The organism is Streptomyces daghestanicus (assembly GCF_020521275.1).
Taxonomy (GTDB): Bacteria; Actinomycetota; Actinomycetes; order Streptomycetales; family Streptomycetaceae; genus Streptomyces; species Streptomyces griseoviridis.
On record NZ_BNDX01000018.1, the window covers coordinates 17695 to 43087 of the forward strand.

23 protein-coding genes and 1 pseudogene are annotated in these 25393 nt (G+C 74.3%); 13 read left to right on the forward strand and 11 right to left on the reverse strand.

Translation table 11 applies throughout. From position 1 onward, the window contains the following. The first annotated feature begins 237 nt into the window (after positions 1 to 237). The gene (locus tag Sdagh_RS32765) at positions 238 to 1074 is read left to right on the forward strand and encodes an NAD(P)H-binding protein (RefSeq protein ID WP_190077050.1); all 837 of its coding nucleotides are present in this window, start codon (positions 238 to 240) and stop codon (positions 1072 to 1074) included. A 233-nt stretch (positions 1075 to 1307) separates the two neighbouring features. Here the strand turns inward: Sdagh_RS32765 and Sdagh_RS32770 are convergent. Then, positions 1308 to 1862: pseudogene (locus Sdagh_RS32770) on the reverse strand (ABC transporter ATP-binding protein); the annotation flags it as partial. A 276-nt stretch (positions 1863 to 2138) separates the two neighbouring features. On the opposite strand from Sdagh_RS32770, the gene Sdagh_RS32775 reads away from it, so the two are divergent. From Sdagh_RS32775 to Sdagh_RS32785, 3 genes are all read left to right on the forward strand, one after another. After that, complete coding sequence (locus Sdagh_RS32775; protein WP_189415894.1) at positions 2139 to 3437, forward strand: sensor histidine kinase; 1299 nt, start codon at positions 2139 to 2141, stop codon at positions 3435 to 3437. Continuing rightward, complete coding sequence (locus Sdagh_RS32780; protein WP_189415895.1) at positions 3409 to 4077, forward strand: response regulator; 669 nt, start codon at positions 3409 to 3411, stop codon at positions 4075 to 4077. The genes Sdagh_RS32775 and Sdagh_RS32780 overlap by 29 nt, the downstream gene beginning before the upstream one ends. A 414-nt stretch (positions 4078 to 4491) precedes the next feature. Further along, positions 4492 to 4872, forward strand: coding sequence for a hypothetical protein (locus Sdagh_RS32785; RefSeq protein ID WP_190077049.1), 381 nt, complete (start codon positions 4492 to 4494; stop codon positions 4870 to 4872). A 62-nt stretch (positions 4873 to 4934) separates the two neighbouring features. Here Sdagh_RS32785 and Sdagh_RS32790 read toward each other — a convergent pair whose 3' ends face one another. Continuing rightward, positions 4935 to 5849, reverse strand: coding sequence for a LysR family transcriptional regulator (locus tag Sdagh_RS32790; protein ID WP_226536089.1), 915 nt, complete (start codon positions 5847 to 5849; stop codon positions 4935 to 4937). A gap of 313 nt (positions 5850 to 6162) precedes the next feature. Here Sdagh_RS32790 and Sdagh_RS32795 point away from each other — a divergent pair, with 313 nt between their 5' ends. After that, positions 6163 to 6705: a hypothetical protein gene (locus Sdagh_RS32795; protein WP_189415899.1), complete on the forward strand. Its 543-nt coding sequence runs from the start codon at positions 6163 to 6165 to the stop codon at positions 6703 to 6705. A 59-nt stretch (positions 6706 to 6764) separates the two neighbouring features. Continuing rightward, on the forward strand, positions 6765 to 7526 hold the full coding sequence (locus Sdagh_RS32800; RefSeq protein ID WP_189415901.1) for a ZIP family metal transporter: 762 nt from the start codon (positions 6765 to 6767) through the stop codon (positions 7524 to 7526). A gap of 4 nt (positions 7527 to 7530) precedes the next feature. Here the strand turns inward: Sdagh_RS32800 and Sdagh_RS32805 are convergent, their stop codons facing one another. Genes Sdagh_RS32805 through Sdagh_RS32845 form a run of 9 tightly spaced genes read right to left on the reverse strand, consistent with a single transcriptional unit; the run spans position 7531 to position 15711 of the window. Beyond that, entirely contained in the window at positions 7531 to 8163 is a 633-nt protein-coding gene (locus Sdagh_RS32805; protein ID WP_189415903.1) for a CoA transferase subunit B, read from the reverse strand. After that, complete coding sequence (locus tag Sdagh_RS32810; RefSeq protein ID WP_226536091.1) at positions 8160 to 8918, reverse strand: CoA transferase subunit A; 759 nt, start codon at positions 8916 to 8918, stop codon at positions 8160 to 8162. Before Sdagh_RS32810 ends, Sdagh_RS32805 begins: the two co-directional genes overlap by 4 nt. Next, positions 8915 to 9658 carry an SDR family NAD(P)-dependent oxidoreductase gene (locus Sdagh_RS32815; RefSeq protein ID WP_189415908.1) on the reverse strand — a complete coding sequence of 248 codons (744 nt, stop codon included), beginning with the start codon at positions 9656 to 9658 and terminating at the stop codon, positions 8915 to 8917. Before Sdagh_RS32815 ends, Sdagh_RS32810 begins: the two co-directional genes overlap by 4 nt. Further along, positions 9655 to 10626: a fumarylacetoacetate hydrolase family protein gene (locus tag Sdagh_RS32820; RefSeq protein ID WP_190077048.1), complete on the reverse strand. Its 972-nt coding sequence runs from the start codon at positions 10624 to 10626 to the stop codon at positions 9655 to 9657. Before Sdagh_RS32820 ends, Sdagh_RS32815 begins: the two co-directional genes overlap by 4 nt. 28 nt (positions 10627 to 10654) lie before the next feature. After that, positions 10655 to 11587 carry a VOC family protein gene (locus Sdagh_RS32825; RefSeq protein ID WP_189415912.1) on the reverse strand — a complete coding sequence of 311 codons (933 nt, stop codon included), beginning with the start codon at positions 11585 to 11587 and terminating at the stop codon, positions 10655 to 10657. A 3-nt stretch (positions 11588 to 11590) separates the two neighbouring features. Further along, a complete protein-coding gene (locus tag Sdagh_RS32830) occupies positions 11591 to 12589 on the reverse strand; it encodes an amidohydrolase family protein (protein ID WP_189415914.1) in 999 nt (332 codons plus the stop codon). After that, the gene (locus tag Sdagh_RS32835) at positions 12586 to 13716 is read right to left on the reverse strand and encodes an FAD-dependent oxidoreductase (protein ID WP_189415916.1); all 1131 of its coding nucleotides are present in this window, start codon (positions 13714 to 13716) and stop codon (positions 12586 to 12588) included. The genes Sdagh_RS32830 and Sdagh_RS32835 overlap by 4 nt, the downstream gene beginning before the upstream one ends. A 34-nt stretch (positions 13717 to 13750) precedes the next feature. Further along, positions 13751 to 14713 (reverse strand): cyclase family protein, encoded by a 963-nt coding sequence (locus Sdagh_RS32840; RefSeq protein ID WP_189415918.1) that lies wholly within the window; start codon positions 14711 to 14713, stop codon positions 13751 to 13753. Continuing rightward, complete coding sequence (locus tag Sdagh_RS32845) at positions 14710 to 15711, reverse strand: fumarylacetoacetate hydrolase family protein (protein ID WP_190009392.1); 1002 nt, start codon at positions 15709 to 15711, stop codon at positions 14710 to 14712. Before Sdagh_RS32845 ends, Sdagh_RS32840 begins: the two co-directional genes overlap by 4 nt. A gap of 127 nt (positions 15712 to 15838) precedes the next feature. Between Sdagh_RS32845 and Sdagh_RS32850 the strand changes: the two genes are divergently transcribed. The 7 genes from Sdagh_RS32850 (at position 15839) to Sdagh_RS32880 (ending at position 25383) form a co-directional block, all read left to right on the forward strand. Beyond that, a complete protein-coding gene (locus tag Sdagh_RS32850; protein ID WP_189415922.1) occupies positions 15839 to 16747 on the forward strand; it encodes a LysR family transcriptional regulator in 909 nt (302 codons plus the stop codon). Between the two features lie 102 nt (positions 16748 to 16849). Next, positions 16850 to 18868 carry a beta-galactosidase gene (locus Sdagh_RS32855; RefSeq protein ID WP_189415924.1) on the forward strand — a complete coding sequence of 673 codons (2019 nt, stop codon included), beginning with the start codon at positions 16850 to 16852 and terminating at the stop codon, positions 18866 to 18868. A gap of 255 nt (positions 18869 to 19123) precedes the next feature. Further along, positions 19124 to 22042: a Na+/H+ antiporter subunit A gene (locus tag Sdagh_RS32860; protein WP_189415926.1), complete on the forward strand. Its 2919-nt coding sequence runs from the start codon at positions 19124 to 19126 to the stop codon at positions 22040 to 22042. Further along, positions 22039 to 22803: a Na(+)/H(+) antiporter subunit C gene (locus Sdagh_RS32865; RefSeq protein WP_189415928.1), complete on the forward strand. Its 765-nt coding sequence runs from the start codon at positions 22039 to 22041 to the stop codon at positions 22801 to 22803. The genes Sdagh_RS32860 and Sdagh_RS32865 overlap by 4 nt, the downstream gene beginning before the upstream one ends. Then, positions 22800 to 24467, forward strand: a complete 1668-nt coding sequence (locus Sdagh_RS32870) for a Na+/H+ antiporter subunit D (protein WP_189415968.1) — start codon at positions 22800 to 22802, stop codon at positions 24465 to 24467. The genes Sdagh_RS32865 and Sdagh_RS32870 overlap by 4 nt, the downstream gene beginning before the upstream one ends. Continuing rightward, the gene (locus tag Sdagh_RS32875) at positions 24464 to 25069 is read left to right on the forward strand and encodes a Na+/H+ antiporter subunit E (RefSeq protein WP_189415974.1); all 606 of its coding nucleotides are present in this window, start codon (positions 24464 to 24466) and stop codon (positions 25067 to 25069) included. The genes Sdagh_RS32870 and Sdagh_RS32875 overlap by 4 nt, the downstream gene beginning before the upstream one ends. Further along, positions 25066 to 25383: an MrpF/PhaF family protein gene (locus tag Sdagh_RS32880; RefSeq protein ID WP_189415978.1), complete on the forward strand. Its 318-nt coding sequence runs from the start codon at positions 25066 to 25068 to the stop codon at positions 25381 to 25383. Before Sdagh_RS32875 ends, Sdagh_RS32880 begins: the two co-directional genes overlap by 4 nt. Positions 25384 to 25393: the final 10 nt, after the last annotated feature.

A 25393-nucleotide genomic window follows, 5' to 3' on the forward strand; every position in this document is an offset into this window, starting at 1 on the left:
TGGCCGCCCGCGAACGCGGGTGGCGTCGGCGGGCCCTCGCGCGGCGACCTGGCGTCCGGGGCGGTGCCCGGGGCACGTGCGAGCCGGAGGCCGACGGGGCGACGGTCCCGACGGCGTCGGTGCGAAAAGGCTTTGACGGGCGGTCGGCCGTTCGCCGATGGTGGGCCCGGTATCCGGTCCGAGGGGGGCACCGGTCGCCGCGCGGGCGGCGGCTGGGCCGTGGCGAGGGAGATGTGGATGATCGTCGTGACGGCCGCTTCGGGGGCTCTCGGACGGCTGGTCGTCGACCAGTTGCTGACCCGGTGCCCCGCCGAACGCGTCGTGGCGGCGGTACGTGATCCCGGCAGGGCTGGAGATCTCGCCGCCCGCGGGGTCCGCGTCCGCGTCGGTGACTACGACGCCCCGGCGACGCTGCGCGACGCGTTCGAGGGAGCCGACCGGCTGCTGCTGATCTCCTCGCCCGAACTGGACCCCGCCCGCCGCGCCGGCCAGCACCGGGCGGCCGTCGACGCGGCCCGCTCGGCCGGCGTCGGTTCGCTCGTCTACACCAGCTTCCTGGGGGCCGGCACCAGGGCCGACGGCGTGACCGCGGCGCACCACGCCACCGAGCGCGCCCTGGCCGCGAGCGGACTGCCCCACACGGTGCTGCGTCACCCCTTCTACAGCGAGGCGTTCCTCGACGAGGGCCTGCGCGCCGCCGTGAGCTCGGGGCGGCTCCCCGACGGCACCGGTGGCCGCGGGCTCAACACCGCCCTCCGCTGCGATCTCGCCGAGGCCGCCGCCCGCGTCCTCACCGAGGACGGCCATCTCGGCCGCGCCTACGACCTCACCGGCGGCCTCTGGACCTTCGGCCGGCTCGCCGAGGTGCTCGGCCGCGTCTCCGGCAGGCCCGTCGTCACCCGGGCGCGGCGCGACCGCGCGCCCGGTGCCCGGGGCTGGCTCGAGGACCAGGTCCGGGCCGGCGCACTGGAACAGCAGACCGACGACCTCCGGAACATCCTCGGGCGCCCGGCCACCACCCTCGACCGGGCCGTCACCGCGATCCTCGCCCCGCCCGTCCCTGACGCGGGCTGACCGCCGCCTGACGGGAGCCGGCGGTCCGGTTCCATGGCGGCCCGGATCATCGACGAGCTGGAACGCGGCATGACGGACGCCGGCCCGGTGATTGATCGCGCGGGCCGGCGGCGCGCGGCGGCCGGGTCGTGGGTGACCATCACCACGGTCCGGTGCGGGTCGGTCACCGCCTGCCGGAGCAGGCCGAGGACGTCCTCGGCCGTGTCCGGGTCGAGGGCGCCGGCCGGCTCGTCCGCGAAGAGCACCTCGGGGCGGGTGATGAGGGCGCGGGCGATCGCCACACGCTGCTGCTGCCCCCCGGAGAGTTCGGACGGGCGGCGGCCGAGCAGTCCGGTGAGCCCCACCGAGGCGGTCACGCCGTGGACCGACGCGTGGTCCGGGGCGGCCCCGGCGAGCCGCAGCGGCAGGGTGATGTTCCGCTCGACGGTGAGCGAGGGCAGCACGTTGAACGCCTGGAACACGAAGCCGATCCGGGTCCGGCGGAACCGGGTGAGCTGCTTCTCGCTCAGCCGGCCGAGGTCCTCGCCGCCGAGCTGGACGGTCCCGCTGGTGGGCCGGTCGAGCCCGGCGGCGCAGTGCAGGAACGTGCTCTTGCCGGAGCCGGAGTAACCCATCACCGCGGTGAAGGCGCCGGCCGCGATACCGGTGCTCACCCGGTCGAGGACGGTGACGGCGGACGAACCGCCGCCGTACGTCCTGGTCACCTGGGTCAGCCGGACGGCCGCCCGCGACGGATCGATGCCGGCGGGATCGCCGGGGAACGGTTCGCGGCGGTGTGTTCCGAGCACGGGCGCGCCCCGGGTTCGGCCGGGCGAGGGGTGGATGACTCCAGTCCACCGGCTCCCGCCGCCCGGAACCTCCGTCCCCGCGTCGAACCGGGCGGTCGGCCCGGCGGAGGAGGCGGGCGGCGGCTTCCGCCGTCCGGAGGAGGCCCCGCGGCGTCCACGGGGTCCTCCGCCCGCGGGCCTCCTCCGCGAGGAGGGGGCCGGGAGGAGGAAGCACGGCCCCCGGACTCAGACCTGGGGAGGTCGGGCACCGGCGAGCGGCACCTTACCGTTGTCCTCATGGAACATTCGGGGTCCCTCGCGGGCCGTCAGGTGCCCGCCGCGGTGACGGACGCCGTCCTCGCGGTCCTGGCGGCGGCGGCATGTCTGGCCCTGCCGGAGGCGATCCCGCCCGGCTCGCACCCCCTGCGGTCCCCGGACCACTGGTGGTTCGTCCTGGTACTGCTGTCGACCCTGCCCCTCGCCGTGCACCGCAAGGCCCCGGTGACGGGCCTGCTGGTGATGGCCGGGGCGTCCGTGACGCTGCAGCACCTGTCCTACATCCCGCAGCTCGCCGGGCCGGACGGCACGTCGATCGGGCCCACCTACCTGGCCGTGGCGACCGCCCTGTTCCTCACCGCCGTACGCCGCGGCCCCCGGGTCACGACGGCGCTGGCCGCCCTGTTCATCCCCGCGAGCGCGGCGGCGGAGGCGGCGATCGCGCCGGCCGGGCACCGGCTCGCCGCACTGCTGACGGATGCCGTACTGCTCCTCGCGGCGTGGGCCCTGGGCCGGCTCTCCCGGGCCCGCACGGCCGTCCGGGACGAGGCGATGCAGCGTGCCGCCGCCCTGGAACGCGAACAGGCCGCCAACGCGCGGGCCGCCGTCATGGAGGAACGCGCCCGGATCGCCCGCGAACTCCACGACATCGTCGCCCACAACGTGAGCCTCATGGTCGTGCAGACCATCGCGGCCGACCGCGTCCAGGACCGCGCCCCCGACAAGGCACACGAACTGCACGCCGCCGTCGAGCAGACGGGCCGGGACACCGTCACCGAACTGCGCCGGCTGCTGGACGTCCTGCGCACCGACGAGGACCCGCGGGAGACACCGTCGAAGGAGCCTCCGCAGCCCACCGTCGACGCCCTGCCCGCCCTCGTCGACGCCGTCCGCGCCACCGGCCTCGACGTCGACTACGAGGTGTCGGGCACCCCGGTGCCGCTGCCCGCGGGCTACCACCTGACCGCGTACCGCGTCGTGCAGGAGGCACTGACCAACACGGTCAAGCACGCGGGCCCGACCCGGGCCCGGGTCCGCCTGCGGTGGGGCGAGGAACCGGAGCGGCTGCACGTGCGCGTCTGCGACGACGGACCGGCCGGCGCCGCCGCGGAGCGCCCGCCGCTGCCCCCCGGCGGCACCGGCCACGGCCTGCTGGGGATGCGGGAGCGGGTCGCCGCGACGGGCGGCACCCTGCACACCGGCCCACGGCCCGGCGGCGGATACTGCGTACACGCCGTCCTGCACCTGCCCGACCACGACGGCATCGCGAACCCCGGAGGAAGTGCGCACCATGCGGCCCATCAGCGTCCTGCTGGCTGACGACCAGCCGATGATCCGGACCGGCTTCCGCTACATCCTGGAGGCGGAGCCGGACATCGAGGTCGTCGGCGAGGCCGCCGACGGCCAGGAGGCCGTCGAGGAGACCCGGCGGCTCACGCCGGACGTGGTCCTCATGGACATCCGCATGCCGCGGATGGACGGCGTCGAGGCGACCCGCCTGATCGCCGAGAGCGGGTCACCGGGCCGGGTCATCATCCTGACCACCTTCGACCTCGACCAGCACGTGGTCGACGCCCTGCGGGCGGGCGCCAGCAGCTTCCTCGTCAAGGACGGCCCGGCGGACTCCCTGGTCGCCGCCATCCGCACGGTGGCCGCCGGCGAGGCCGTGCTCGCGCCCCGCGTCACCAGACGCCTGCTGGACCGCTTCGCGGGGATGCCCTCGCCGGCCGCCCCCTCCGTCCCGCCGCGCCTGGACGTGCTCACCGGCCGCGAGGTGGACGTGCTGCGCACCCTGGCCCGCGGGCTGTCCAACGCGGAGATCGCCGCCGAGCTGGGCATCGGCGAGACGACGGTGAAGACGCACGTCGCCCACATCCTGGAGAAGTTCCACCTGCGCGACCGGGTGCAGGCGGTGATCCTCGCCTACGACTCGGGACTGGTGACACCCCGTACGCGGTGACCGGGCCGGTCCGCCGTCACGCCGCGCGGACCGGCCCCTCGTCCCGGTCCCGCAGGGCGCTCACCGCGTGCCGCGCGAAACGGCGTGCCTCCGGCGTGTCCCCGCTGCGCGGCCACAGCAGACGCAGGGGCAGGCGGGGCCGATCCCGAGGGGACGGTGAGCGTCCCCCTGCGCGACGGAGGGCCGGTGCGCCCGCCGGTCGGCGACGTGGGCGGCGTGTGGACCGGGCGCTGGGAGGCCCGGAAGGCGTCGAGGCGAGCGTCGCGCTCGACCACATCCCGCCCCGCGCGTGTTCACCGAGGCCCCGCTTCCGGCGCTCCGGGCGGGGGCACCCAGCCGGATCGTGAACGTCACCTCCGGCGCGATGACGGCGGCCCAGCCGGTCTTCGACGACGTGGAGGCGCCCGCTACGGCATGTCCGCCACCGGGCGTGCCGAGCCGGCCCACCTCGCGCACACCTTCGATCTGGCCGAACGGCTTCAGGCCACCGGTGTCTCGGTGTTCGCCGCCGATCCCGGGCCCGCCACCACCGGCAACGCGGCGCAGAGGACCGTCGGCATCCTCCCGCCGGCCCTCCGCCCGCGCCGGGAGCAGGTCCGCCAGGGCGTCCGGACGCCCGTGGCCGTCGCCGTACACGCCCCCTCACCGCCGCCGTCGACATGGGCCTCGACGGCCGCACCGGCGTGGTCACCGGTGCAGCCGGGGTGCCGGACGACACCCTGCTCGGCTTCCTCACCCCCCGAGGTGCGGGCGGCCGTGCCCGCCTGGACGGAGAGACTCCTGGCCACGCGGTGAGCGCCCGCGCAGCGCACGGCGGCCGGACGGGGTCCGTACGGCCGCGACGGCCCGCCGGACGGCTACCTGTCCGGGCCGCTCGCGCGCAGCACGGCGCGGGCGGCGGCGCGCAGGGCCGCGACGCCGGTGTCGTCGCCGTGCCCGGCGGACCAGGCGAGCGCGGCGGTGCACGGCGAGAGCCCCCGCACGGTCAGGTAGACGAGCCCGGGGCGGGGGTAGAACTCGCGGGCCGCCGCCGGCAGGAAGGCGATGCCCTGCCCGTTGGCGACCGCCAGCAGCAGGGACTCCATGTCGGTGACGACCGGCCCGTAGCGCACCCGGGTGCCGTCGGGGCGGGGGTTGCCGGTCCAGTGGTTCCACCAGCCGCGCAGCGTGTCACCCGGGATGTCCACGAAGGGCTGGTCGGCGAGGTCCGCCAGGGTGAGCGGTTCCCGGCGCCGGGCGAGGGGGGCGTCCGCGGGAAGGCACACCACCCGTGGCTCGCTGGCGAGTTGCAGGGTGCGGATGCCCGTCGGCAGCGGCGGACGCAGGAACGCGGCGTCCACCTCGCCCGTGACCAGCGCCTCGACCTGGTTGACCAGGTCCAGGGAACGCATCTCGATCTCGCTGTCCGGGTGCCGCCGGCGGAACTCGGTGAGAATCCGCCGTACGTACGGCGTCGCCGCCTCGGCGCCGATGAAGCCGATCCGCAGCCGTCCGCGCACCCGGCGCGACTGGCTCCGTATCACCTCGCCCAGCCGGTCCGCCGCCGCCACCACGGCGCGGGCCTCCGGCAGCAGCGCCTGCCCCGCCGGTGTGAGTTCGACCCGGCGGGTGGAGCGCCGGACCAGGGGGACGCGCATGCGGCGTTCGAGCGCGACGATCTGCCGGCTGAGCGCGGGCTGGCTGATGAACATCCGCCTGGCCGCCCGCCCGAAGTGGAGGTCCCGGGCCAGCGCCAGGAAGAGCCGCAGCTGGTGCACGCTCGGGTCGGCCACCGCGACGGGGCCGCTTCCGGCGGACGGCTCGCCGTTCCCCGGCCCGCTCTCGCCAGGCCCCCCGTACCCGCCTGTCACCACTCCTCCAGCGATCCCCGGTCGCATGTACCTCCACAGTGCCGTGCCGCCGCCCCGTCCCGCAGTCCCCCACAAGCGTGCTCACCACCCCTGATAACCGACCGGGTATCGATGTGCGGTGCGACCGCATCAGTTACCCCTTCAACCGCGCGGCCCCGGCCGGGCACGATGTGTGACATCCCGGACGGCCGCCCTGGGACGCGGTCGCCGGAATGCCCGAAAAGGGGGAACGAGCATGTCCGTACGGAAGGTTCTGGCCATGGCGACGGCCGCGGCGGCACTGATCGTGGGGCCGGCGCTGTCCGGCTCCGCGACGGCCGGGCCGGCGGCGGCGCAGTCGGCGTACGCCCAGCAGGCCCGGGCGGCCGGCCTCACCGGTGCCCAGGCCGCCGAACTGCAGCAGCAGGTCGACAGCTACCTGGCGGCGCACCCGGACGCCCGCCAGGTGTCGGCGAACCGGCTCGCCACCGAGGGCGGGACCGTCACCCTCCCCGCGCCCGGCGACCGCCAGGTCCGCGACCTCGCCTCGCCGGAGGCCGCGGTGGCCTGTGCCGGGGGCCACCTGTGCGTCGTGGACGGCCGCGGCCGTCACTACGACTACTACCGGTGCGGCCGGTACGGCTTCGACGGCATCGGCGACGGCACCTTCAACAACAACCAGACGACCGGCACCGTCGCCCGGTTCTACAACTCCGACGGCAGCCTGCGCTGGTCGAACCGCGCCAAGGACACCGGCACCGCGTCCTGGACGCCGGTGCACTACATCCAGCCCTGCTGATCCCGCCCCCTCGTGTTCGCGGCCCCGCGAAGGGCCGCGAATCGGGGTAGAGGGTCCCCATGACAGAAGTGGTGCAGGCGGGACTGTGGGGACTGGTGGCCGGATCGGCGCTCTTGCTGGGCGCCGCGGTGGGATTCGGGGTACGGGTCCCGCCGAAGGTGATCGCGACCGTGATGGCGTTCGGCGCCGGGGTGCTGCTGTCCGCGGTCAGCTTCGAACTGGTCGGGGAGGCGTACGACCAGGCCGGGCTGGCCCCCGCGGCCGTCGGCACCCTGGCCGGGGCCGTGCTGTACACCGGGGGCAACCTGTGGCTGGCCCGGCGCGGCGCCCGGCACCGCAAGCGCTCCGGGCACCGCCGGGACCGGGCCCAGCCCTCCGAGGCGCAGCAGGGCGGCTCCGGGGCGGCGCTCGCGCTGGGCGCGCTGCTCGACGGCGTACCGGAGTCCGCGGTGATCGGGGTGAGCCTGCTCGACGGCGGGGCGGTCAGCCTGGTCACCGTCGCCGCCGTCTTCATCAGCAACGTGCCGGAGGGGCTGTCCAGCTCCGCGGGCATGCGCGCGGCCGGCCGCGGCAAGGGGTACGTCTTCGGGGTGTGGGGCGCGATCGCCGCCGCGAGCACCGTGTCGGCGGTGCTCGGTTACACGGTCGTCGGCGGGTTCTCCCCGGCCGTGATCGCCGCCGTCACCGCGGTCGCCGCCGGCGCGATCCTCGCGATGGTCGCCGACACGATGATCCCGGAGGCCTTCGAGGACGCCCACCTGGCCATCGGACTGGTCACGGTGAGCGGGTTCCTCGTCTCGTTCGCCCTCTCGCACGCCTGAGGCGTCAGACGAGCGCCACCGGGGCGCCGGTCCGGGCGGCGACCTCCTCGGCGGTGACCCCGGGGGCGGTCTCCACCAGGACCAGGCCGTCACCGGTGACGTCGAGGACGCCGAGGTCGGTGATGATCCGGTGGACGCACCGCTCACCGGTCAGCGGCAGCGCGCACTCCTCGACGATCTTCGGGGTGCCGTCCTTCGCGGTGTGCTCGGTGAGGACGATGACCCGGCGGGCGCCGTGCACCAGGTCCATGGCCCCGCCCATGCCCTTGACCATCTTCCCCGGGATCATCCAGTTGGCCAGGTCGCCGCGGGCGGAGACCTGCATGGCGCCGAGCACGGCGGTGTCGATGTGGCCGCCGCGGATCATGCCGAAGGAGAGCGCCGAGTCGAAGAACGCGGCGCCCGGCAGCACGGTCACCGTCTCCTTGCCCGCGTTGATGAGGTCGGGATCGACCTCGTCCTCGTACGGGTAGGGGCCGGTGCCGAGGATGCCGTTCTCGGAGTGCAGGACGACGGACACGCCGGGCGGGAGGTGCCCGGGGATCAGGGTGGGCAGACCGATGCCGAGGTTGACGTAGGAGCCGTCGGTCAGTTCCCGGGCGGCGCGGGCCGCCATCTGGTCACGGGTCCAGCTCATGCGCGTACGGTCCTCTTCTCGATGCTCTTGCCGGCGGCCTGGGCGGGGGTCAGCGGCACCACCCGCTGGACGTAGACGCCGGGCAGGTGGACCTCCTCGGGGCGCAGCTCGCCGGGTTCGACGAGTTCCTCGACCTCGGCGACGGTGACCCGGCCCGCCATCGCGGCGAGCGGGTTGAAGTTGGCGGCGGCGCGGCGGAAGACGAGGTTGCCGTGGCGGTCGCCGCGCCACGCCCGCACCAGGGCGAAGTCGGTGGTGATGCCGTGTTCGAGGACGTAGGTACGGCCGTCGAAGCGACGGGTCTCCTTGGGCGGGGAGGCGACGGCGACCGTGCCTCCCCCGGGGTCGTAGCGCCAGGGCAGGCCGCCCTCGGCGACCTGGGTGCCGACGCCGGCCGGGGTGTAGAAGGCGGGAATGCCCGCGCCGCCGGCCCGCAGCCGTTCGGCGAGGGTGCCCTGCGGGGTCAGCTCGACCTCCAGTTCACCGCCGAGGTACTGGCGGGCGAACTCCTTGTTCTCGCCGACGTAGGAGCCCGTGACCCGGGAGATCCGGCCGGCGGCGAGCAGGACGCCGAGGCCGTGGCCGTCCGTGCCGCAGTTGTTGGACACGACCTTCAGGCCGGTGGTGCCCCGCTCGTACAGGGCGTCGATGAGGACGGCCGGGATGCCGGAGAGGCCGAAGCCCCCGACGGCGAGCGAGGCGCCGTCGGGGATGTCGGCGACCGCCTCGGCGGCACGGCCGCGGACCTTGTTCACGGACGGGGGTTCCTTTCGAGCAGGGCGTCGGAGACGGACTTGACGCCGCCGTGTGCGGTGAGGCCGCCGTCGACGGGGATCTCGGCGCCGGTGATGAACGACGCCTCGTCCGACAGCAGGAAGAGGACCAGCGGGGTGACCTCGTCGACGGTGCCGGTGCGGCCGAGCGGGGTCTCGCGGAGGTTGGCCTCGCGGAAGGCGGGGGCGGCGGAGGCGGTCATCTCGGTCTCGATGTAGCCCGGGTGGACGGTGTTGACGCGGATGCCGCGCGGGCCGAGTTCCAGCGCGGCGGTCTTCGACAGGCCCCGCAGGCCCCACTTGCTCGCGGTGTAGGCGACCGGGTAGTGCGCGGTGAGCGCGGCGGAGGAGCCGACGTTGACGATCGAGGAGCCGGGCGGCATCAGCGGGCCGAGGTGCTGGATGCCGAGGAGGGGGCCGGTGACGTTGACCGAGTGGACCCGTTCGAAGTCCGCGGGCCGTACGTCGCCGAGCCGGGCGCGCCAGGTGACGCCCGCGTTGTTCACCAGGCCGTGCACCTGTCCGTGGGTGGCCCGCAGTTCGGCGGCGAGGGCCGCCCAGTCGTCCTCGCTGGTGACGTCGAGCCGGCGGACCTCACCGGCGGGGGCCACGTCGGTGGCGACGACGTGGGCGCCCGCGCGGGCGAGCGCCGCGGCCTCGGCGGCGCCCTGGCCGCGCGCGGCGCCGGTGACGACGACGACCCGGCCCGCGAGCCCCGTCACGGCCGGTTCCGGGTGCGGCGGCGGCCGGCCGGCAGCGGCACCGGCGCCACCCCGGGGACGACGGTGTTGGTGAGCGTGCCGATCCCCTCGACGGTGAGGGACACCGTGTCGCCGGGCTTCAGCGGCGGCGGGTCCTGCGCGCCGCGCCGGCCCCACAGTTCGGCGAGGCAGCCGCCGTTGCCGCAGGTGCCCGAGCCGAGCACGTCACCGGGGACGACCCGGGTGCCGCGTGAGGCGTAGGCGGTCATCTCCTCGAAGGTCCAGCTCATGTTCGAGAGCAGGTCCTCGCCGACCTTCATGCCGTTGACCTCGGCGGTCAGGGCCAGGCGCAGGAAGCCGTCGGCGTCCCGGTGGGGCTCCAGTTCGTCGGCGGTGACGAGGTACGGACCGAGGGTGGTGGCGGTGTCCTTGCCCTTGCAGGGGCCGAGGCCGACCTTCATCTCCGCGCTCTGCAGGTCGCGGGCGGACCAGTCGTTGAACACCGTGTAGCCGACGATCCGGTCGCGGGCCTGCCCGGGGGTGAGGTCGGCGCCCTCCCGGCCGATCACCGCGCCCACCTCCAGTTCGAAGTCGAGCGCGGCCGAGCCGGGCGGCACCGGGATGCCGTCGCCGTGGCCGTAGAGGGCGTGCGGGTTGGTGAAGTAGAAGGTCGGCGCCGCGTACCACTGCTCGGGCACCCCGGACGTCCCGTCGACCGAGCGGCGTACTCCCTCGACGTGTTCCTCGAAGGTGACGAAGTCCCGTACGGACGGGGGCCGCAGGGGCGGGAGCAGGCGTACGTCGGTGACGTGCGGGCCGGGCGGGACGTCCAGGGCGGCCCGGCCGGCGGCGAGCAGACCGGGCAGGCCGTCGGTCTCGGCGAGCAGCGCGGTGAGCGAGGTGACACCGGGCAGCGGGTAGAGGGTGCCGTCGTCCTCCACGACGGCCACCCGGGGGCGGTGCCGGTGTTCATAGGCGGCGAAACGCATGGTGCGGCTCCAGGACGGGACGGGCGGATCAGACCGGGGGCGCGACGAAGACGCCGCGGTCGGGGTCGTTGAAGGACTCCTTGGCGACCAGCTCGTTCATCGGGTTGGCGGTGCCCCACTGGTCGGTGACCTCCGGCTGGGAGAAGTCGTAGACGTGGGGGTGCCAGGTGTCCTCGTCCAGGCACTCCAGCTCGGTGGTGTACTCCACCGTGTTGCCGTGCGGGTCGAGGAAGTAGGTGAACGTGTTGTCCCCGGCCATGTGCCGGCCCGGACCCCAGATCTTGCGGACGCCGGCGCGCATCACCCGGCCCGAGCCGCGCATGTACTCGTCCAGGCCGCGCATCTCGAAGGAGACGTGGTGCAGGGCGGTGTGCGGGCCCTGCGCGATGGCCATCGAGTGGTGCTGGTTGCTGATCCGCATGAAGTGCATGACCTCGCCCATGTGCGGGGAGGACAGCGTGTCCGACAGGGCGAAGCCGAGGTGGCGCTCGTACCACTCACGGGTGCGGTTCAGGTCGGGGGAGTTGAGGACGACGTGCGACAGCTTGACCGGGATCGCCTCCTTCTCCTCGATCTTGCGGTGCCGGCGCACCTCCACGTCGGCGGAGACCTCGATGGTGCGGCCGTCGACGTCGAAGAACCGGAAGCCGTAGCCGCCGCCGGGGGTGGCGACCGTGCCCGGACGGGTGATGAGCTGCACGCCGCCCGCGAGGAGCCGCTCGGCGAGCGTGTCGACGTCGGCGGCGGACGCGGCCCCGTAGGAGACCAGGTCGAGGCGCTTCTCCTCGGCCTTGCGCAGCCGGATCACGTACTGCTCCGGGGAGCCCTCGGCGGCCAGGAAGGAGATGCCGGAGTCCTCGGCGACCTTGGTCAGGCCCCAGACGCCGGCGTAGAAGTCGAGCTGCTTGTCGTAGTCGGGCACCGCGAGGTCGACGTGGCGCAGATGGGTGAGCAGACGCATGGGTCAGTCCTTCCGGAGGAGGGCGGCGGCGGTGCCGCCGCGTACGGCGTCGAAGTCGGCCTCGGGCAGCCGGGCGGCGCGCAGGGCGCCCAGCGGGTCCTCGGTGCCCATGTCGAACGGGAAGTCCGAGCCGAGCAGGACCCGGTCGGCGCCGGCCACCCGGATCAGCTCCCCGAGGACGTGCGGGTCGTGGACGAGCGAGTCGAAGTACAGCCGCTTCAGATAGCTGCTCGGCAGGTGCGCGCAGCCGGCGCCCGCGTCGGAGCGGGCCGACCAGGCGTGGTCGGAGCGGCCGATGTGGGTGGGCAGGTAGCCGCCGCCGTGCGCGGCGATCACCTTCAGGCCGGGGTGGCGGTCGAGGACGCCCGAGAAGATCAGGTGGGAGAGCGCGACGGCGTTCTCGGCGGGCTGCCCGACGGTGTTGGACAGATACCACTGGTCCAGGCGCTCGTCCAGGGTGCAGCCGAAGGGGTGCAGGAAGAGCAGCGCGCCGGTCTCCTCCGCCCGCGCCCAGAAGGGCTCGTAGGCCGGGTCGGACAGCTCCCGGCCGGGGGCGTGGCTGGAGATCTCCACCCCGAGCAGACCCTGTTCCAGGGCGTGGCCGAGGGCGCGCACCGCGAGGTCCGGGTGCTGGAGCGGCACCAGACCGAGACCCCGCAGCCGCTCCGGGGCGGCCGCACAGTGCGCCGCCGTCGCCTCGTTCGCCAGGCGGTACACCTTCTCTGCGGTGTCCTCGTCCGTCCAGTAGTGGTAGTGCGAGGGGGAGGGGCTGACCAGTTGGACGTCCACGCCCTGGGCGTCCATCGCGGCGAGCCGCACGGAGACGTCCGTCAGCCGCGGGACGCGCTCGCGGACCATGGGGCCGCTGACGGCCAGGGCGGCGGGGCCGTTGCGCCGCGCGTCCAGCGCGCGGGCCTCGGCGTGTCCGGGCAGCCCCTCGACCAGGGCGTCCACCTCGGGCAGCAGGACGTGCGCGTGCACGTCCACGGTCGGCGTGGTCACGGCTGCTCCCTCAGCAGGGTCATGGTGCGGGCCATCAGGCCCGGTACGTCGGCGTCGCGCACCCCGTCGAGCTGCCACTGCCCGATCTGCACGGACGCCTCGACGACCGGGCGGACCCGGGTGATCCGGCGCTCGTGGTACGCCTGGAACAGCGCGTCGTCCCAGGTGCCGGAGGAGGTGAGCAGCTCGGCCAGCACGAGCGCGTCCTCCATCGACAGGGCGGCGCCCTGCGCGAGGGTGGGCGGGCAGCAGTGGGCGGCGTCACCGGCGAGGACGACCCGGCCGCGGTGCCAGGACCCCTCGACCAGCATCCGGTCGAACCAGGTGTAGTTGACCCGCGCGGCGTCGGTGATGTGCGCGGTGATCTCCGGCCAGTGGCCGCCGTAGTGCCGGGTCAGGCGGCGCATCTCGTCGGCGTAGGTGTCCGGTGGGATGGCCGCCCGATCGCGGTTGCCCTCGACGACGTACGCGTAGATGCTGTCCTCGCCGGTGGGGCAGTACCCGGCGATGTACGCCGGGCCGCCGTAGGCCAGGTCGGTGCGGGTGACGCCCGCCGGGCGGGGCGTGGCGACGCGCCAGATGGCCATGCCGGTCGGTTCGGGCTCGGTGGTGATGCCGATCGCGGCGCGGGTGGCGGAGCCGAGGCCGTCGGCGGCGACGACGAGGTCGTAGCGGCCCTCGGTGCCGTCGGAGAAGCGGACGGAGACACCGTCGGCGTCCTGGTCGAAGGTCTCGGCGGTGGTGCCGAGCCGGACCGAGGCGCCGGAGGCGCGGACCGCGTCGATGAGGATCTGCTGGAGCCGGGGGCGCTGCATGCCGACGGTGGCGGGCAGGTCGTCGCCGCCGGTGCGCAGGTCGTCCTGGACGTGCAGCACTGTGCCGTCGGGGGCGGTGATGCCGACCGAGCCGAAACCGTAACCGGACGCCTCCACCTGCTCCCACACGCCCAGTTCGCGCAGCACGCGCAGGGCGTTGCCCTGGAGGGTGATGCCGGAGCCGCGGGTGGCGTTCCAGTCGTCCTTGGCCTCGATCAGGTCCACGGCGATCCCGGCGCGGCGCAGCAGGATCGTCACGGCGTTGCCGGCGGCGCCGCCGCCGACGACGAGGACCGTGCGGTCTCTGTTCATGGGGGAACTCCCTTGTTCCGGTGCCTGTGGTGGCTTACTTGACGGCGATCGGGTTGACCGGTGAGCCGACCGCACCGGTGATGGGCAGCGGAGCGGCGGTGAGCGAGAAGTCGTACACGCCGTCGGCCGCGCAGTCCTCGGCGAGCGCGTCCGGGTCCCACATCTCGCCGATCAGCAGGCCCATGGTGGGGATGGCGACCTGGTGCAGGGGCTGGAAGGCGTGCTCGAACTCGTTGGGCCGGACCTCGAAGCCCCAGGTGTCGGTGGCGATCGCGGCGATCTCGGTGCGGTGCAGCCAGCCCGCCGAGGTGAACGACAGTCCGGGCGCGGGCCCGCCCGCATACTCGCCCCAGCCCTCGCGGCGGACCCGGGTGAGCTGGCCGGTCCGTACGACGACGAGGTCCCCGCGGCCGACCGCCACCCCGTGCGCCTCGGCGGTCGCCGTCAGGTGCTCCTCGGTGATGGCGAACCCGTCGGGCAGCTCGCCGTCGGTGCCGATCACCCGGCCGACGTCGAGGAGCACCCCGCGCCCGGCGACGTACGGGGCCATGTGCTCGATGCCGGTCACCAGGTCGCCGTCGGAGGTGACGACCTTCTCCGCCGGGCGCCCGTTCCACGCCTTGCCGTGGTCGAAGATGTGCCCGAGCCCGTCCCACTGGGTGGAGCACTGCAACGGCATCGCGATCACGTCGTCGGCGCCGCCGATGCCGTGCGGGAAACCCTGGTTGCCGAGGGCGGCGTCGGTGCCGGTGTCCAGCATGGTGTGCACCGGGTTGGTCCGCCGCCGCCAGCCCTTCTGCGGGCCGTCCATGTCGAAGCGCTGGGACAGGGAGAAGCTCACTCCCCGCCGGACCAGCGCGGCGGCCTCCCGGCGCTTGGCCGCGTCCAGGAAGTTGAGGGTGCCGAGCACGTCGTCGGCGCCCCAGCGGCCCCAGTTGGAGTACGCCTTCGCGGCCTCTGCTATCGACCCCTCGGGGTCGGTGCGGTCGAGGGTCATGAGGCGTCCTGCGCGACACAGCGGGTGCGCTGGCTGCCGAGGCCGGTGATGGAGGCGTCCATCACGTCGCCGTCGCGCAGCAGCCGGCCCCAGTGCATGCCGTTGCCGGCGGGGGAGCCGGTGAGCACCAGGTCGCCGGGGAGCAGCCGGGCGGACTGCGAGGCGTAGGACACCATGCGGGCCAGCGAGAAGATCATGTCCTTCGTCGACTCGTCCTGCATGGTCTCGCCGTTCAGCTTCAGCACGAGCCGCAGGTCGCCGGGGTCCGCGAGCGAGCCGGCCGGCACGATCCAGGGGCCGAGCGGGGTGAAGCCGGGGGCGTTCTTGCTGCGCAGCCAGTCGGTGCCGATCTGCGGCATGTCCCGGCGGAAGACGGTGGCCCGGTCGGTCAGGTCGTTGGCGATGGTGTACCCGGCGACGTACGACAGGGCCTCCTCCACCGGCACCCGGTACGCGGGCCGCCCGATGACCGCCGCCAGCTCCAGCTCCCAGTCCGGCTTCTCGGCCCAGGCGGGCAGGGTGACGTCGTCGTAGGGGCCGGTGACCGCGCTCGGCAGGCCGATGAAGACGTACGGGAGGTCCTCGGCCGCCCGCCGGTCCATCAGCTCGGCGGCCTCCGCGCGCCGCTCGGCCTCGGGCCGCTCGTCCCCGGGGGCGCGGTGCGCCACGTGCAGGTCGATCACGTGCTGCCGGTAGTTCGCCCCGGACTGGAACACCTGGCGCGGCTCGACCGGCGCGTGCACCCGGAACTCCGCGAGCGGCCTGCGGACCGCGTCGCCGTCCCCGGCCAGCGCCCGCAGCCGCTCCAGCGCCGTGTCCCAGCGCTCCAGCAGGTCCCGGACGGTCAGCCGCTCGTCGCCGAAGGCGGCGCGCAGGTCCAGCACCTGCCCGTCCGGGGTGACGAGGGCGGGGAAGGCCGGGCCGTCCGGCGCCGACAGCGTGCCGAGCGCGAAGGGGCCGGCGAACAGCGCGGACGAGGGTTCAGGTTTCACGGGCATGTCCTCCTGATTGCGGTGGGACTAATCTGGACCCGCCCGCCACGATCAGGGAAATAGATTGTGTGGATAGCAGTCATCCACCTGATGGATTACCGCTGGTCGGAGCCTCACAGCAAGGGGAAGCCCGGTGAACCTGGCCCGTCTCGACCTCAACCTCGTCGTCGCCCTGCGCGCCCTGCTGGAGGAACGCAACGTCACCCGCGCCGGACAGCGCGTCGGGCTCAGCCAGCCCGCGATGAGCGCAGCCCTGGCCCGGCTGCGCCGCCACTTCGACGACGACCTGCTCGCACGCGTCGGCGGCCACTACGAACTCACCGCCCTCGGGCAGGTCCTGCTCGACCGCACCTCCACCGCCTACGACGTCCTGGAACGCCTCTTCGCCAGCCAGGCCGACTTCGACCCGGCCGGGGAGACCCGCGAGTTCAAGCTGATCGCCTCCGACTACGCCGTCGCCGTCTTCGGCACCGAACTCGCCCGTGTCGTCCACGAGGAGGGCCCCGGCATCCGGCTCCGCTTCACCCAGACCCCGCCCGGCGTCACCGACGACACCGCGACCACGCTCAGCGCCTGCGACGGCCTGCTCATGCCGCACGGCGTGATCAGCGACTTCCCCGCCACCGACCTCTACGAGGACCGCTGGGTCTTCCTCGTCGCCGACGACCACCCCGGCGTCGGCGAACGGCTCACCCGCGACGACCTCTCCCGTCTGCCCTGGGTCACCTACCAGCGCACCTACGACGCCCCGGCGGTACGCCAGCTCGGCATGCTCGGCGTGGAACCGCGGGCCGAAGTCTCCGTCGACAGCTTCCAGTTGCTGCCCCTGCTGGTGGCCGGCACCCGCCGCGTCGCCCTGGTGCAGGCCCGCCTCGCCCGGCTGCTGGCGCCGCTCGCGCCGGTGCGGACCGTGGAGCCGCCGTACGAGGCGGTGCCGCTGCGCGAGGCGCTGTGGTGGCACCCGGTGCACACCCACGACGCGGCCCACATCTGGCTGCGGGAGACGGCGGCACGGGTCGGCCGGCGGCTGGCCGGCGGATGATCCACCGGGCGTGTCCCAGGTGTTCCGGGACAGTCATGTGAGCGGTAACATCGCCGCTCGCCGCCCTGTCCCGCGGCCGCCCCCGGCAGAAGGACCGTACGGATGACGAACCGGCGCACCTGGCCCCTCGACACACCCGGCATCGCCTACGGAGGCGACTACAACCCCGAACAGTGGCCCCTGGACGTCCAGGTGGAGGACATCGAGCTGATGCGCGAGGCGGGCGTCAGCCTGCTCAGCGTCGCCATCTTCTCCTGGGCCCGGCTCGAACCCCGCGAGGGCGTCCACGACTTCGGCTGGCTCGACGCGGTGCTGGACCGGCTGCACGCGGCCGGCATCCGCGTCGCCCTCGCCACCGCCACGGCCTCGCCGCCGCCCTGGCTGACCCGGAAGCACCCCGAGATCCTGCCCCGCACCGCCGACGGCACGGTGCTGCACCAGGGCGCCCGGCAGTCGTACGCCATCGCCTCACCCGTCTTCCGCCGCTACGCCCTGCGGATGACCCGCACCCTGGCCGAGCGGTACGCCGGCCATCCGGCGCTCGCGCTGTGGCACGTGGACAACGAACTGGGCTGCCATGTGCCGCACGACTTCTCCGACGCCTCCGCCGCCGCGTTCCGCACCTGGCTGCGCGAGCGCTACGGCACCGTCGACGCCCTCAACGCGGCCTGGGGCACGGCCTTCTGGTCCCAGCGCTACGACAGCTTCGACGAGGTCCTGCCGCCGCTGGCCGCGCCCACGTTCGTCAACCCCACCCAGCGGCTCGACTTCGCCCGGTTCTCCTCCGACGAGCACCTGGCCCACTACCGGGCCCTGCGCGACGTGCTGCGCGAGGTCACCCCGGACGTGCCCGCCACCACCAACTTCATGATGAACACCCGCAACAAGTGGATCGACTACTTCTCCTGGTCGGCCGAGACGGACGTGATCGCCAACGACCACTACCTGATCGCCGCCGACCCCGAGGCCCACGTCGAACTCGCCCTCTCCGCCGACCTCAGCCGCGGCGTCGCGGGCGGCGCCCCCTGGATGCTCATGGAGCACTCCACCTCCGCGGTCAACTGGCAGCCCCGCAACCGGCCGAAGCACCCCGGCGAGATGCTCCGCAACTCCCTCGCCCATGTCGCGCGCGGCGCCGACGCGGTGATGTTCTTCCAGTGGCGGCAGTCCCTCGCCGGCGCGGAGAAGTACCACTCGGCCATGGTCCCGCACGCCGGCCGGGACACCGACGTGTTCCGCTCCACCGTCGCGCTCGGCCGGTCCCTCCGGGCACTGGCGGAGGTGCGGGGCAGCCGGGTCCGCGCCGACGTGGCGCTGGTCCTCGACTATCCCTCCTGGTGGGCCGCCGAACAGGACGCCCACCCCACCGAGGCCCTCGACTACCAGGCCGAACTGCTGCGCTGGTACCGGGCCCTGTGGAAGCTGGGCGTCACCGCCGACGTCGTCCCCGCCGACGCGGACCTCGGCGCCTACCGCGCGGTGCTCGCCCCGACCCTCTACAGCGTCACGGACGCCGTGGCCGCCCGGATCGCCGGCGCGGCCACCGCCGGGACCTCGGTCCTGCTGACCTTCTTCAGCGGCATCGTCGACGAGCACGACCACGTACGTCCCGGCGGGTACCCGGGCGCGTTCCGGGAACTCCTCGGGGTGCGCAGCGAGGAGTTCTGGCCGTTCCTGGAGGGCGAGGCGTATCCGCTCGACGACGGTTCCACGGCCGACCTGTGGGGCGAGAAGACCCGCCTGGAGGGCGCCGAGGCGGTCCGGGTCTGGGCCGGCGGGCCGCTGGCCGGGCGCCCCGCCGTGACCCGCCGCACGGTGGGCCGCGGCGCCGCCTGGTACGTCGCCGCCCGGCCCGACGAGCGGGGCGTGGACCGGTTGGTGCGGGCGCTGCTGGACGAGGCGGGTGTCACCCCCGAAGTGCCCGGCCTGCCCGCCGGGGTCGAGGCGGTCCGCCGCCACCGGGCGGACGGCACCCGCTACCTCTTCCTCCTGAACCACACCGGCGAGGACGTCGAGGTCCCGGCCCACGGGCGGGAACTCCTCCACGACCGGGCGGTGACCGGCGCGGTCGGCCTGCCGGCCCACGGGTCCGCCGTCGTACGGGAGGAACGGCCGGCGTGACCGCCGGTGCGCGGCCGGAGCGGCGGCCGGGCGGGTGGCGTCGCGGGACCCCGGTGACGGCTGGTCCGGCGGGTCCCGGAGCCCCCGGACGACGGCCGGTCCGGGGCGGCCGAGGACCCTGGATGACCGCCGGTCCGGTGGCATCCCGAGGGGTACGGCGTGCCGGGGCGGCCGGGCGGCATATCCGATATATCACTGTCGGGTGTTCTGCCCCCGAGCCGTCCCCGCCGGCCCCGCCCCTTCGGGCGGGCCCGGATGACCGCGCTCGTCCTGTGCCACTTCGCGCTCGCGCTGTGCGCCGCGCCGCTGGTGCGCTGGTGCGGCTCCCGCGCCTTCCTGGTGCTCGCCCTGCCGCCGCTGGCCGCCGCGGTCTGGGCGGCCGGGCGGTGGAGCACGGTGGCCGCCGGCGGCGCCGACACGACCGTGTGGACCTGGCTGCCCGACTACCGCGTGGACTGGGCGCTGCGCCTGGACGCCCTCGCCGAACTGATGGTGCTGCTCGCCGCCGGTGTCGGCACCCTCGTCCTCGTCTACTGCGTCTCCTACTTCGACGCCCGCTCGCCCCAGCTCGGCCGGTTCGCGGGCAGCCTGCTCGCCTTCGCCGGGGCGATGCTCGGACTGGTCCTCGCCGACGACCTGATCCTGCTGTACATCTTCTGGGAACTGACCACCGTCTTCTCCTACCTGCTGATCGGCCAGACCAGCGACCGCAAACGCAACCGGCGCAGCGCCCTCCAGGCCCTCACCGTCACCACCCTCGGCGGCCTCACCATGCTGGTCGGGTTCCTGCTCCTCGGCCACGAGGCGGGCACCTTCCGGATCTCGGCGATCCTCGCCGACCCCCCGCCCCCCTCCGGCGCGCTCTCCGCGGCCGTCGTGCTGATCCTCGTCGGCGCCCTGTCCAAGTCCGCGATCTGGCCGTTCAGCCTGTGGCTGCCCAACGCGATGGCCGCGCCCACCCCGGTCAGCGCCTATCTGCACGCCGCCGCGATGGTGAAGGCCGGCGTCTACCTCATCGCCCGGCTCGCCCCGGCCTTCGCGGAGGTCACGCCCTGGCGGCCGCTGCTGCTGGTCCTCGGCTCCGCGACGATGCTGCTCGGCGGCTGGCGGGCGCTGCGCCTGCACGACCTCAAGCTGGTCCTCGCCCACGGCACCGTCAGCCAGCTCGGCTTCCTCACCGTCCTCACCGGCGCGGGCCGGCACGACACCGGCCTCGCCGCCGTCGCGATGATCCTCGGCCACGCCCTGTTCAAGGCGCCGCTGTTCCTCGTCACCGGCATCGTCGACCACGCCACCGGCACCCGTGACCTGCGGCGCCTGTCCGGGCTCGGGCGGCGGCTGCCCGCGGTGTGCGCGGTCGCCGTCGTGGCCGGGCTCTCCATGGCCGCCGTACCGCCGCTGCTCGGGTTCACCGCGAAGGAGGCCGCGTTCCAGGCGCTGCTCGACGGGGACACCGCCGACCGGTGGGCGCTCGCCGCGACCGTCGCCGGCTCGGCGCTGACCACCGCGTACACCCTGCGCTACCTGTGGGGCGCCTTCGCCCGCAAGCCCGGCGTGCCCGGCACGCGCGCCCACCCCGTCCGCCCCGCCTTCCTCGCCCCGCCCGCCGTCCTCGCCCTCGCCTGCCTGGTCCTCGGACCCGGCACGGGGTGGCTGCGAGGACTGTTCGGCACATACGCCGCCCAGTTCCCCGCGCCCGCGCACCCGTACCACCTCGCGCTCTGGCACGGCGCCGGCCCCGCGTTCTGGCTGTCCTGCGCCGCCTGGGCGGGCGGCGTCCTGCTCTTCCTCGCCGCCGCTCCCGTACTGCGCCTCGGCGAGCGGCTCGCGTGGCGCTCCGCCGACCGGTACTTCGGCCGGCTGCTGCTCGGCCTGGAACGCACCGCCCTGCAATGCACCGGCTTCGTGCAGCGCGGCTCCCTGTCGGTGTACCTGGTGACCACCCTCAGCGTGGTGCTGGCCGGGCAGATCGCCGTCCTCGCCGTCGACGCGCCCTGGGGCGGGGTCCCCGCCCCGCGCGTCTGGGACACCCCGGCCCAGGCCGGGATCGGGCTGATGACGTGCGCCGTCGCCCTGCTCTGCCTGGGGGTGCGGCGCCGGATGAAGGCGGTCGTCCTCGCCGGACTGACCGGGTACGGCACCGCCCTGCTGTTCGTCCTCCAGGGCGCCCCCGACCTCGCCCTCACCCAGTTCTGCGTCGAGACCGTCTCGATGATCGTCTTCGTGCTGGTGCTGCGCCGGATGCCCGTGCTCTTCGAGGAGAACTTCGTCCCGCTGCGGCGCCTGCTGCGGATGCCGGTGGCGCTGGCCGGCGGCGGCGCCGCCGCCCTCGTCGTCTGGATCATGGCAGGGCACCGGCGGGGCGACGGTTCCGCCGGGGCCGCCATGGTGCAGGAGGTCGCCCACCACGGCCTGAAGGACGTCGTCGCCACCATCCTGGTCGACCTGCGGGCCTGGGACACCATGGGGGAGTCCGCCGTCCTGGCGGTCGCCGCGGTCGGCGTGACCAGCCTGATCTACCTGCACCGCCGCACCGACGCCGCCGGCCCGCCGGTCCTGCCGCTGCCCGGCGACCACCCCGAGGCCGCCCTGCGCACCGACGGCAGCGTGGCCTCGGGCGCCCTCGCGGGCCTGCCCAGCGGTGACGAGGGCGCACCGGAGCGGACCTGGCTCGCGGCCGGCTCCACCCTCGCGCCCGAGCGCCGCTCCATCGTCCTCGAAGTGGTGGCCCGCCTCATCTACCACCCGATCCTCGTCCTCTCCGTCTACCTGCTGATGTGCGCGGAGAACCTGCCGGGCGGCGGCTTCGTCGCCGGTCTGGTCGCCGGGGTCGCCTTCATCACCCGCTACCTCGCCGGCGGCCGGCACGAACTCGCCGACGCCGCGCCGTTCGCCCCCGGCCTCTTCACCGGCCTCGGCCTGTTCCTGTCCACCGGCGTGGCCCTCGGCGGCCTCGCCGAGGGCACCGTGCTGCACGGCTGGACCTGGCACGGCCGCCTCCCGGTGTGGGGCGACGCCCACCTGTCCACGGCCGTCCTCTTCGACTGCGGCGTCTACCTGCTCGTCCTCGGCGTGGTCCTCGACATCGTGCGCGCCCTGGGCGCCCGCATCGACCGGCACATCGAACGGGCGGCGGCCCTGCGGGCGCAGGGGCGGGGGGCGGAGCCGGCATGACCGTCAGCCTGTCCCTGCTGGTGACCGCGGCGGTGCTCAGCGCCGCCGGGGGTGTGCTGCTGCTGACCCGGTCCCTGACCCGCATCCTGCTCGGCGCGGTCGTCCTCGGCAACGGCGTCAACCTGCTGGTCCTCGCCTCCACCGGCAGCGCGGGGGACGCCCCGCTGCTCTACCCGAACGTCATCCGCAACCGCGTCACCGACCCGCTGCCCCAGGCCATCGCGCTCACCGCGATCGTCATCACCCTCGCCACCACCGCGTTCCTGCTCTCCATGGCCTACCGCAGCCACCAGGTCACCGGCTCCGACGAGATCAGCGACGACACCGAGGACCGGCTGGTCGCGTTGCGCGCCGAGTTCCTCGACCGGCGCGGGGAACTGCGGGCCGGCTACCGCCGGGCCAGGGCCGAGCGCGGCACCACCCGCGAGCAGCGCGAACGCTACCGGGCCGCCCGCAGGCGGCTGCGCGACCGGATGCGGGAGGAGCGCGCCTACCAGGCCCGCGCCACCGACGTCTCCGGGAACCTCTGGAACGACATCCTCGGCGCCGACCCGGAGGACTACCGCGCCGGCCGGGAACAGGGCTCCACCGACGCCGCCGGCCGCCCCGGCCCCGCCCCCGCCCGGGACGCCGGCCCCTGCAACGACCCCGACGAGTCCGGCCACGAACCCGCCGAGGACGCCCGGGAACCGGGGGACACCCCGCCGGGACCCGACCAGCCCGACGACCCCGAGGGCGCCGGCCAGGAAGGATCACCGTGAACGCGCTCGTCCCCCTCCCCGTCCTGCTGCCCCTCTTCGTCACCGGCCTGAAACTCGCCATCGGACCGCGGCTGCGGCGCTTCCAGCGCCTGATCAGCCTCGCCGTGCTCGGCGCGGTCTTCGTGCTCTCCGTGATCCTGATGATCGCCGCCGACCGCGACGGCCCCCTCCACGTCGACCTCGGCGACTTCCCGCCGCCGCTCGGCATCACCCTCGTCGCCGACCGCCTCGCCGGCCTGATGCTCACCGTCTCCAGCGCGGTCACCCTGCTCGTCTTCCTGTACTCGCTGGGCCAGGGCATGGCCGACCGCGACGAGCAGACCCCGTTCGGCGTCTTCCACCCCGCCTACCTGATCCTGGTCGCCGGGGTCTCCTGCACCTTCCTCGCCGGCGACCTCGTCAACCTCTACGTCGGCTTCGAGATCATGCTCGTCGCCAGCTTCGTGCTGCTCACCATCGGCGGCACCGCCACCCGCATCCGGGCCGGCTCCACGTACGTGATCATCTCCCTCTTCTCCTCGCTGCTGTTCCTCATCGCCATCGCCATGACCTACGCCGTCGCCGGCACCGTCAACTTCGCGCAGCTCGCCGGAAGCCTCCAGGAGGTCCCGGCCGGCGTGCGGACCCTGCTGGAGGCCATGCTGCTGACGGTCTTCGCCATCAAGGCGGCCGTCTTCCCGCTCGCCGCCTGGCTGCCCGACTCCTACCCGACCGCTCCCGCTCCGGTCACCGCCGTCTTCGCGGGCCTGCTCACCAAGGTCGGCGTCTACTCGATGCTGCGCACCCAGACCCTGCTCTTCCCCGGCCACCGCCTCGGCGACCTGCTGATGCTGGCCGCGCTCGCCTCGATGGCCATCGGCATCCTCGGCGCGGTCGCCCAGACCGACCTCAAACGCGTCCTGTCCTTCACCCTCATCAGCCACATCGGCTACATGGTCTTCGGTATCGGCCTCGCCGGCCGGGACTCGCTGAGCGGTGCCATCGTCTACGTGGCCCACCACATCACCGTGCAGACCACCCTGTTCCTCGTCGCCGGGCTCATCGAGCGGCGGGCCGGCAGCACCGAACTCACCCGCCTCGGCGGCCTCGCCAAGTCGGCACCGCTGCTGGCCGTGCTGTTCTTCGTGCCGGCCATGAACCTCGCGGGCATCCCGCCGCTGTCCGGGTTCATCGGCAAGGTCGGCCTGATGCGGGCGGGCGTCGCGGACGGCGGCGGCTGGGCCTGGCTGCTGGTCGCGGGCTCGGCCGCCACCAGCCTGCTCACCCTGTACGTGATGGCCAAGGTGTGGAACCTGGCGTTCTGGCGGGACGCCCCGCCCGGCCTCGCGGAGGAGGGCGTCGTCCTGGAGTCGGCGGAGGACGAGGAAGGGGCCGACGAGGACGACGACGAGGAGCGGGCCAGGCGCAGACGGCGCAGGAGACGGACCGGCTCCGGCGCCCAGCGGCACGTACCCGCCGGGGCCGTGGTCCCCGCGAGCTTCCTGGGGCAGTCCATCACCACCACCAGGCACCTGCCGTGGCCCATGACCGTCGCCACCTGCGCCGCCGTCGCCCTCGGGCTGCTCTACACCGTGCTCGGCGGCCCGCTGACCACCTTCACCGACCACACCGCCGGCGAGCTCCTCGCCCGCACTCCCTACATCGAGGCGGTGCTCGGCCGGTGAGCAACCTCTTCCGCGACCGCTCCCCGTACAGCTGGTCCCTGCGCGTCGGCACCGGCCGGCGCGTCCTCGACCTGCCGCTCATCGCCTGGCTCACCGTCATCTGGAACCTGCTGTGGGGCACCCTGTCCTGGGGCAACCTCGTCAACGGCGTCCTCGTCGCGGTCGCCGTCTGCCTCGCCTTCCCGCTGCCCGCCGTCGACCTCGGCCTGCGTCTGCGCCCCCTCGGCATCCTCCGGCTCGGCGCCTACCTGCTGTACGACATGTTCTCCTCCAGCGTCCAGGTCACCCGGCAGATCTTCGCCGACGACCCGTACCACGCGGCGGTCGTCGCCGTGCCGCTGCGCAGCCGCAGCGACCTGATGCTCACCGCCACCGCCGTCGCCGTCTCCAACGTGCCCGGCGGTTCCATCATCGAGGTGCGGCGCGCGACCGCCACCGTGTTCCTGCACGTCCTGGACGCCGACGACCCCGGCGCGATCGACAGCGCCCGGCGGTCGGTGCGGCGCACGGAGGAACTCGTCGCCCGCGCCTTCGGCACCGCCGAGGACATCGCCCGCGTCGCCCGCCCCGCCCCGGACCCGGAAGGGGACCCGTCGCCGTGAACACCCTGCACGCCGTCGAGGAGGGCATGCTGATCGCCTCGGTCGTGATGGTCCTGGTGGCGGGCGTCCTGCTGCTGTTCCGCATCTGGCGCGGCCCCTCGATGCTGGACCGCGCCGTCGCCCTGGACGTGGCCGCCGCGCTGATCATCGCCGGCATCGGGGCCAAGGCCGCCCACGACGGCGACGCCTTCTACTTCCCCGTCATGCTCGTGCTGGCCTTCCTGGGGTTCACCGGCTCGGTGGGCATCGCCCGGTTCATCGCCGTGCGCGACCGGCCCACCGTCCGGCCGGACGGCAAGGAGGACCACAGGTGAACGCGGTGGA

Coding starts and splice junctions, on each gene's coding strand:
- Sdagh_RS32860 (WP_189415926.1), top strand. CDS start 19,124: ATGACCGCGCTCGTCCTGTGCCACTTCGCGCTCGCGCTGTGCGCCGCG.
- Sdagh_RS32840 (WP_189415918.1), bottom strand. CDS start 14,713: ATGACCCTCGACCGCACCGACCCCGAGGGGTCGATAGCAGAGGCCGCG.
- Sdagh_RS32805 (WP_189415903.1), bottom strand. CDS start 8,163: ATGAGCTGGACCCGTGACCAGATGGCGGCCCGCGCCGCCCGGGAACTG.
- Sdagh_RS32785 (WP_190077049.1), top strand. CDS start 4,492: ATGTCCGCCACCGGGCGTGCCGAGCCGGCCCACCTCGCGCACACCTTC.
- Sdagh_RS32820 (WP_190077048.1), bottom strand. CDS start 10,626: ATGCGTTTCGCCGCCTATGAACACCGGCACCGCCCCCGGGTGGCCGTC.
- Sdagh_RS32775 (WP_189415894.1), top strand. CDS start 2,139: ATGGAACATTCGGGGTCCCTCGCGGGCCGTCAGGTGCCCGCCGCGGTG.
- Sdagh_RS32845 (WP_190009392.1), bottom strand. CDS start 15,711: ATGCCCGTGAAACCTGAACCCTCGTCCGCGCTGTTCGCCGGCCCCTTC.
- Sdagh_RS32865 (WP_189415928.1), top strand. CDS start 22,039: ATGACCGTCAGCCTGTCCCTGCTGGTGACCGCGGCGGTGCTCAGCGCC.
- Sdagh_RS32800 (WP_189415901.1), top strand. CDS start 6,765: ATGACAGAAGTGGTGCAGGCGGGACTGTGGGGACTGGTGGCCGGATCG.
- Sdagh_RS32855 (WP_189415924.1), top strand. CDS start 16,850: ATGACGAACCGGCGCACCTGGCCCCTCGACACACCCGGCATCGCCTAC.
- Sdagh_RS32835 (WP_189415916.1), bottom strand. CDS start 13,716: ATGAACAGAGACCGCACGGTCCTCGTCGTCGGCGGCGGCGCCGCCGGC.
- Sdagh_RS32795 (WP_189415899.1), top strand. CDS start 6,163: ATGTCCGTACGGAAGGTTCTGGCCATGGCGACGGCCGCGGCGGCACTG.
- Sdagh_RS32780 (WP_189415895.1), top strand. CDS start 3,409: ATGCGGCCCATCAGCGTCCTGCTGGCTGACGACCAGCCGATGATCCGG.
- Sdagh_RS32765 (WP_190077050.1), top strand. CDS start 238: ATGATCGTCGTGACGGCCGCTTCGGGGGCTCTCGGACGGCTGGTCGTC.
- Sdagh_RS32825 (WP_189415912.1), bottom strand. CDS start 11,587: ATGCGTCTGCTCACCCATCTGCGCCACGTCGACCTCGCGGTGCCCGAC.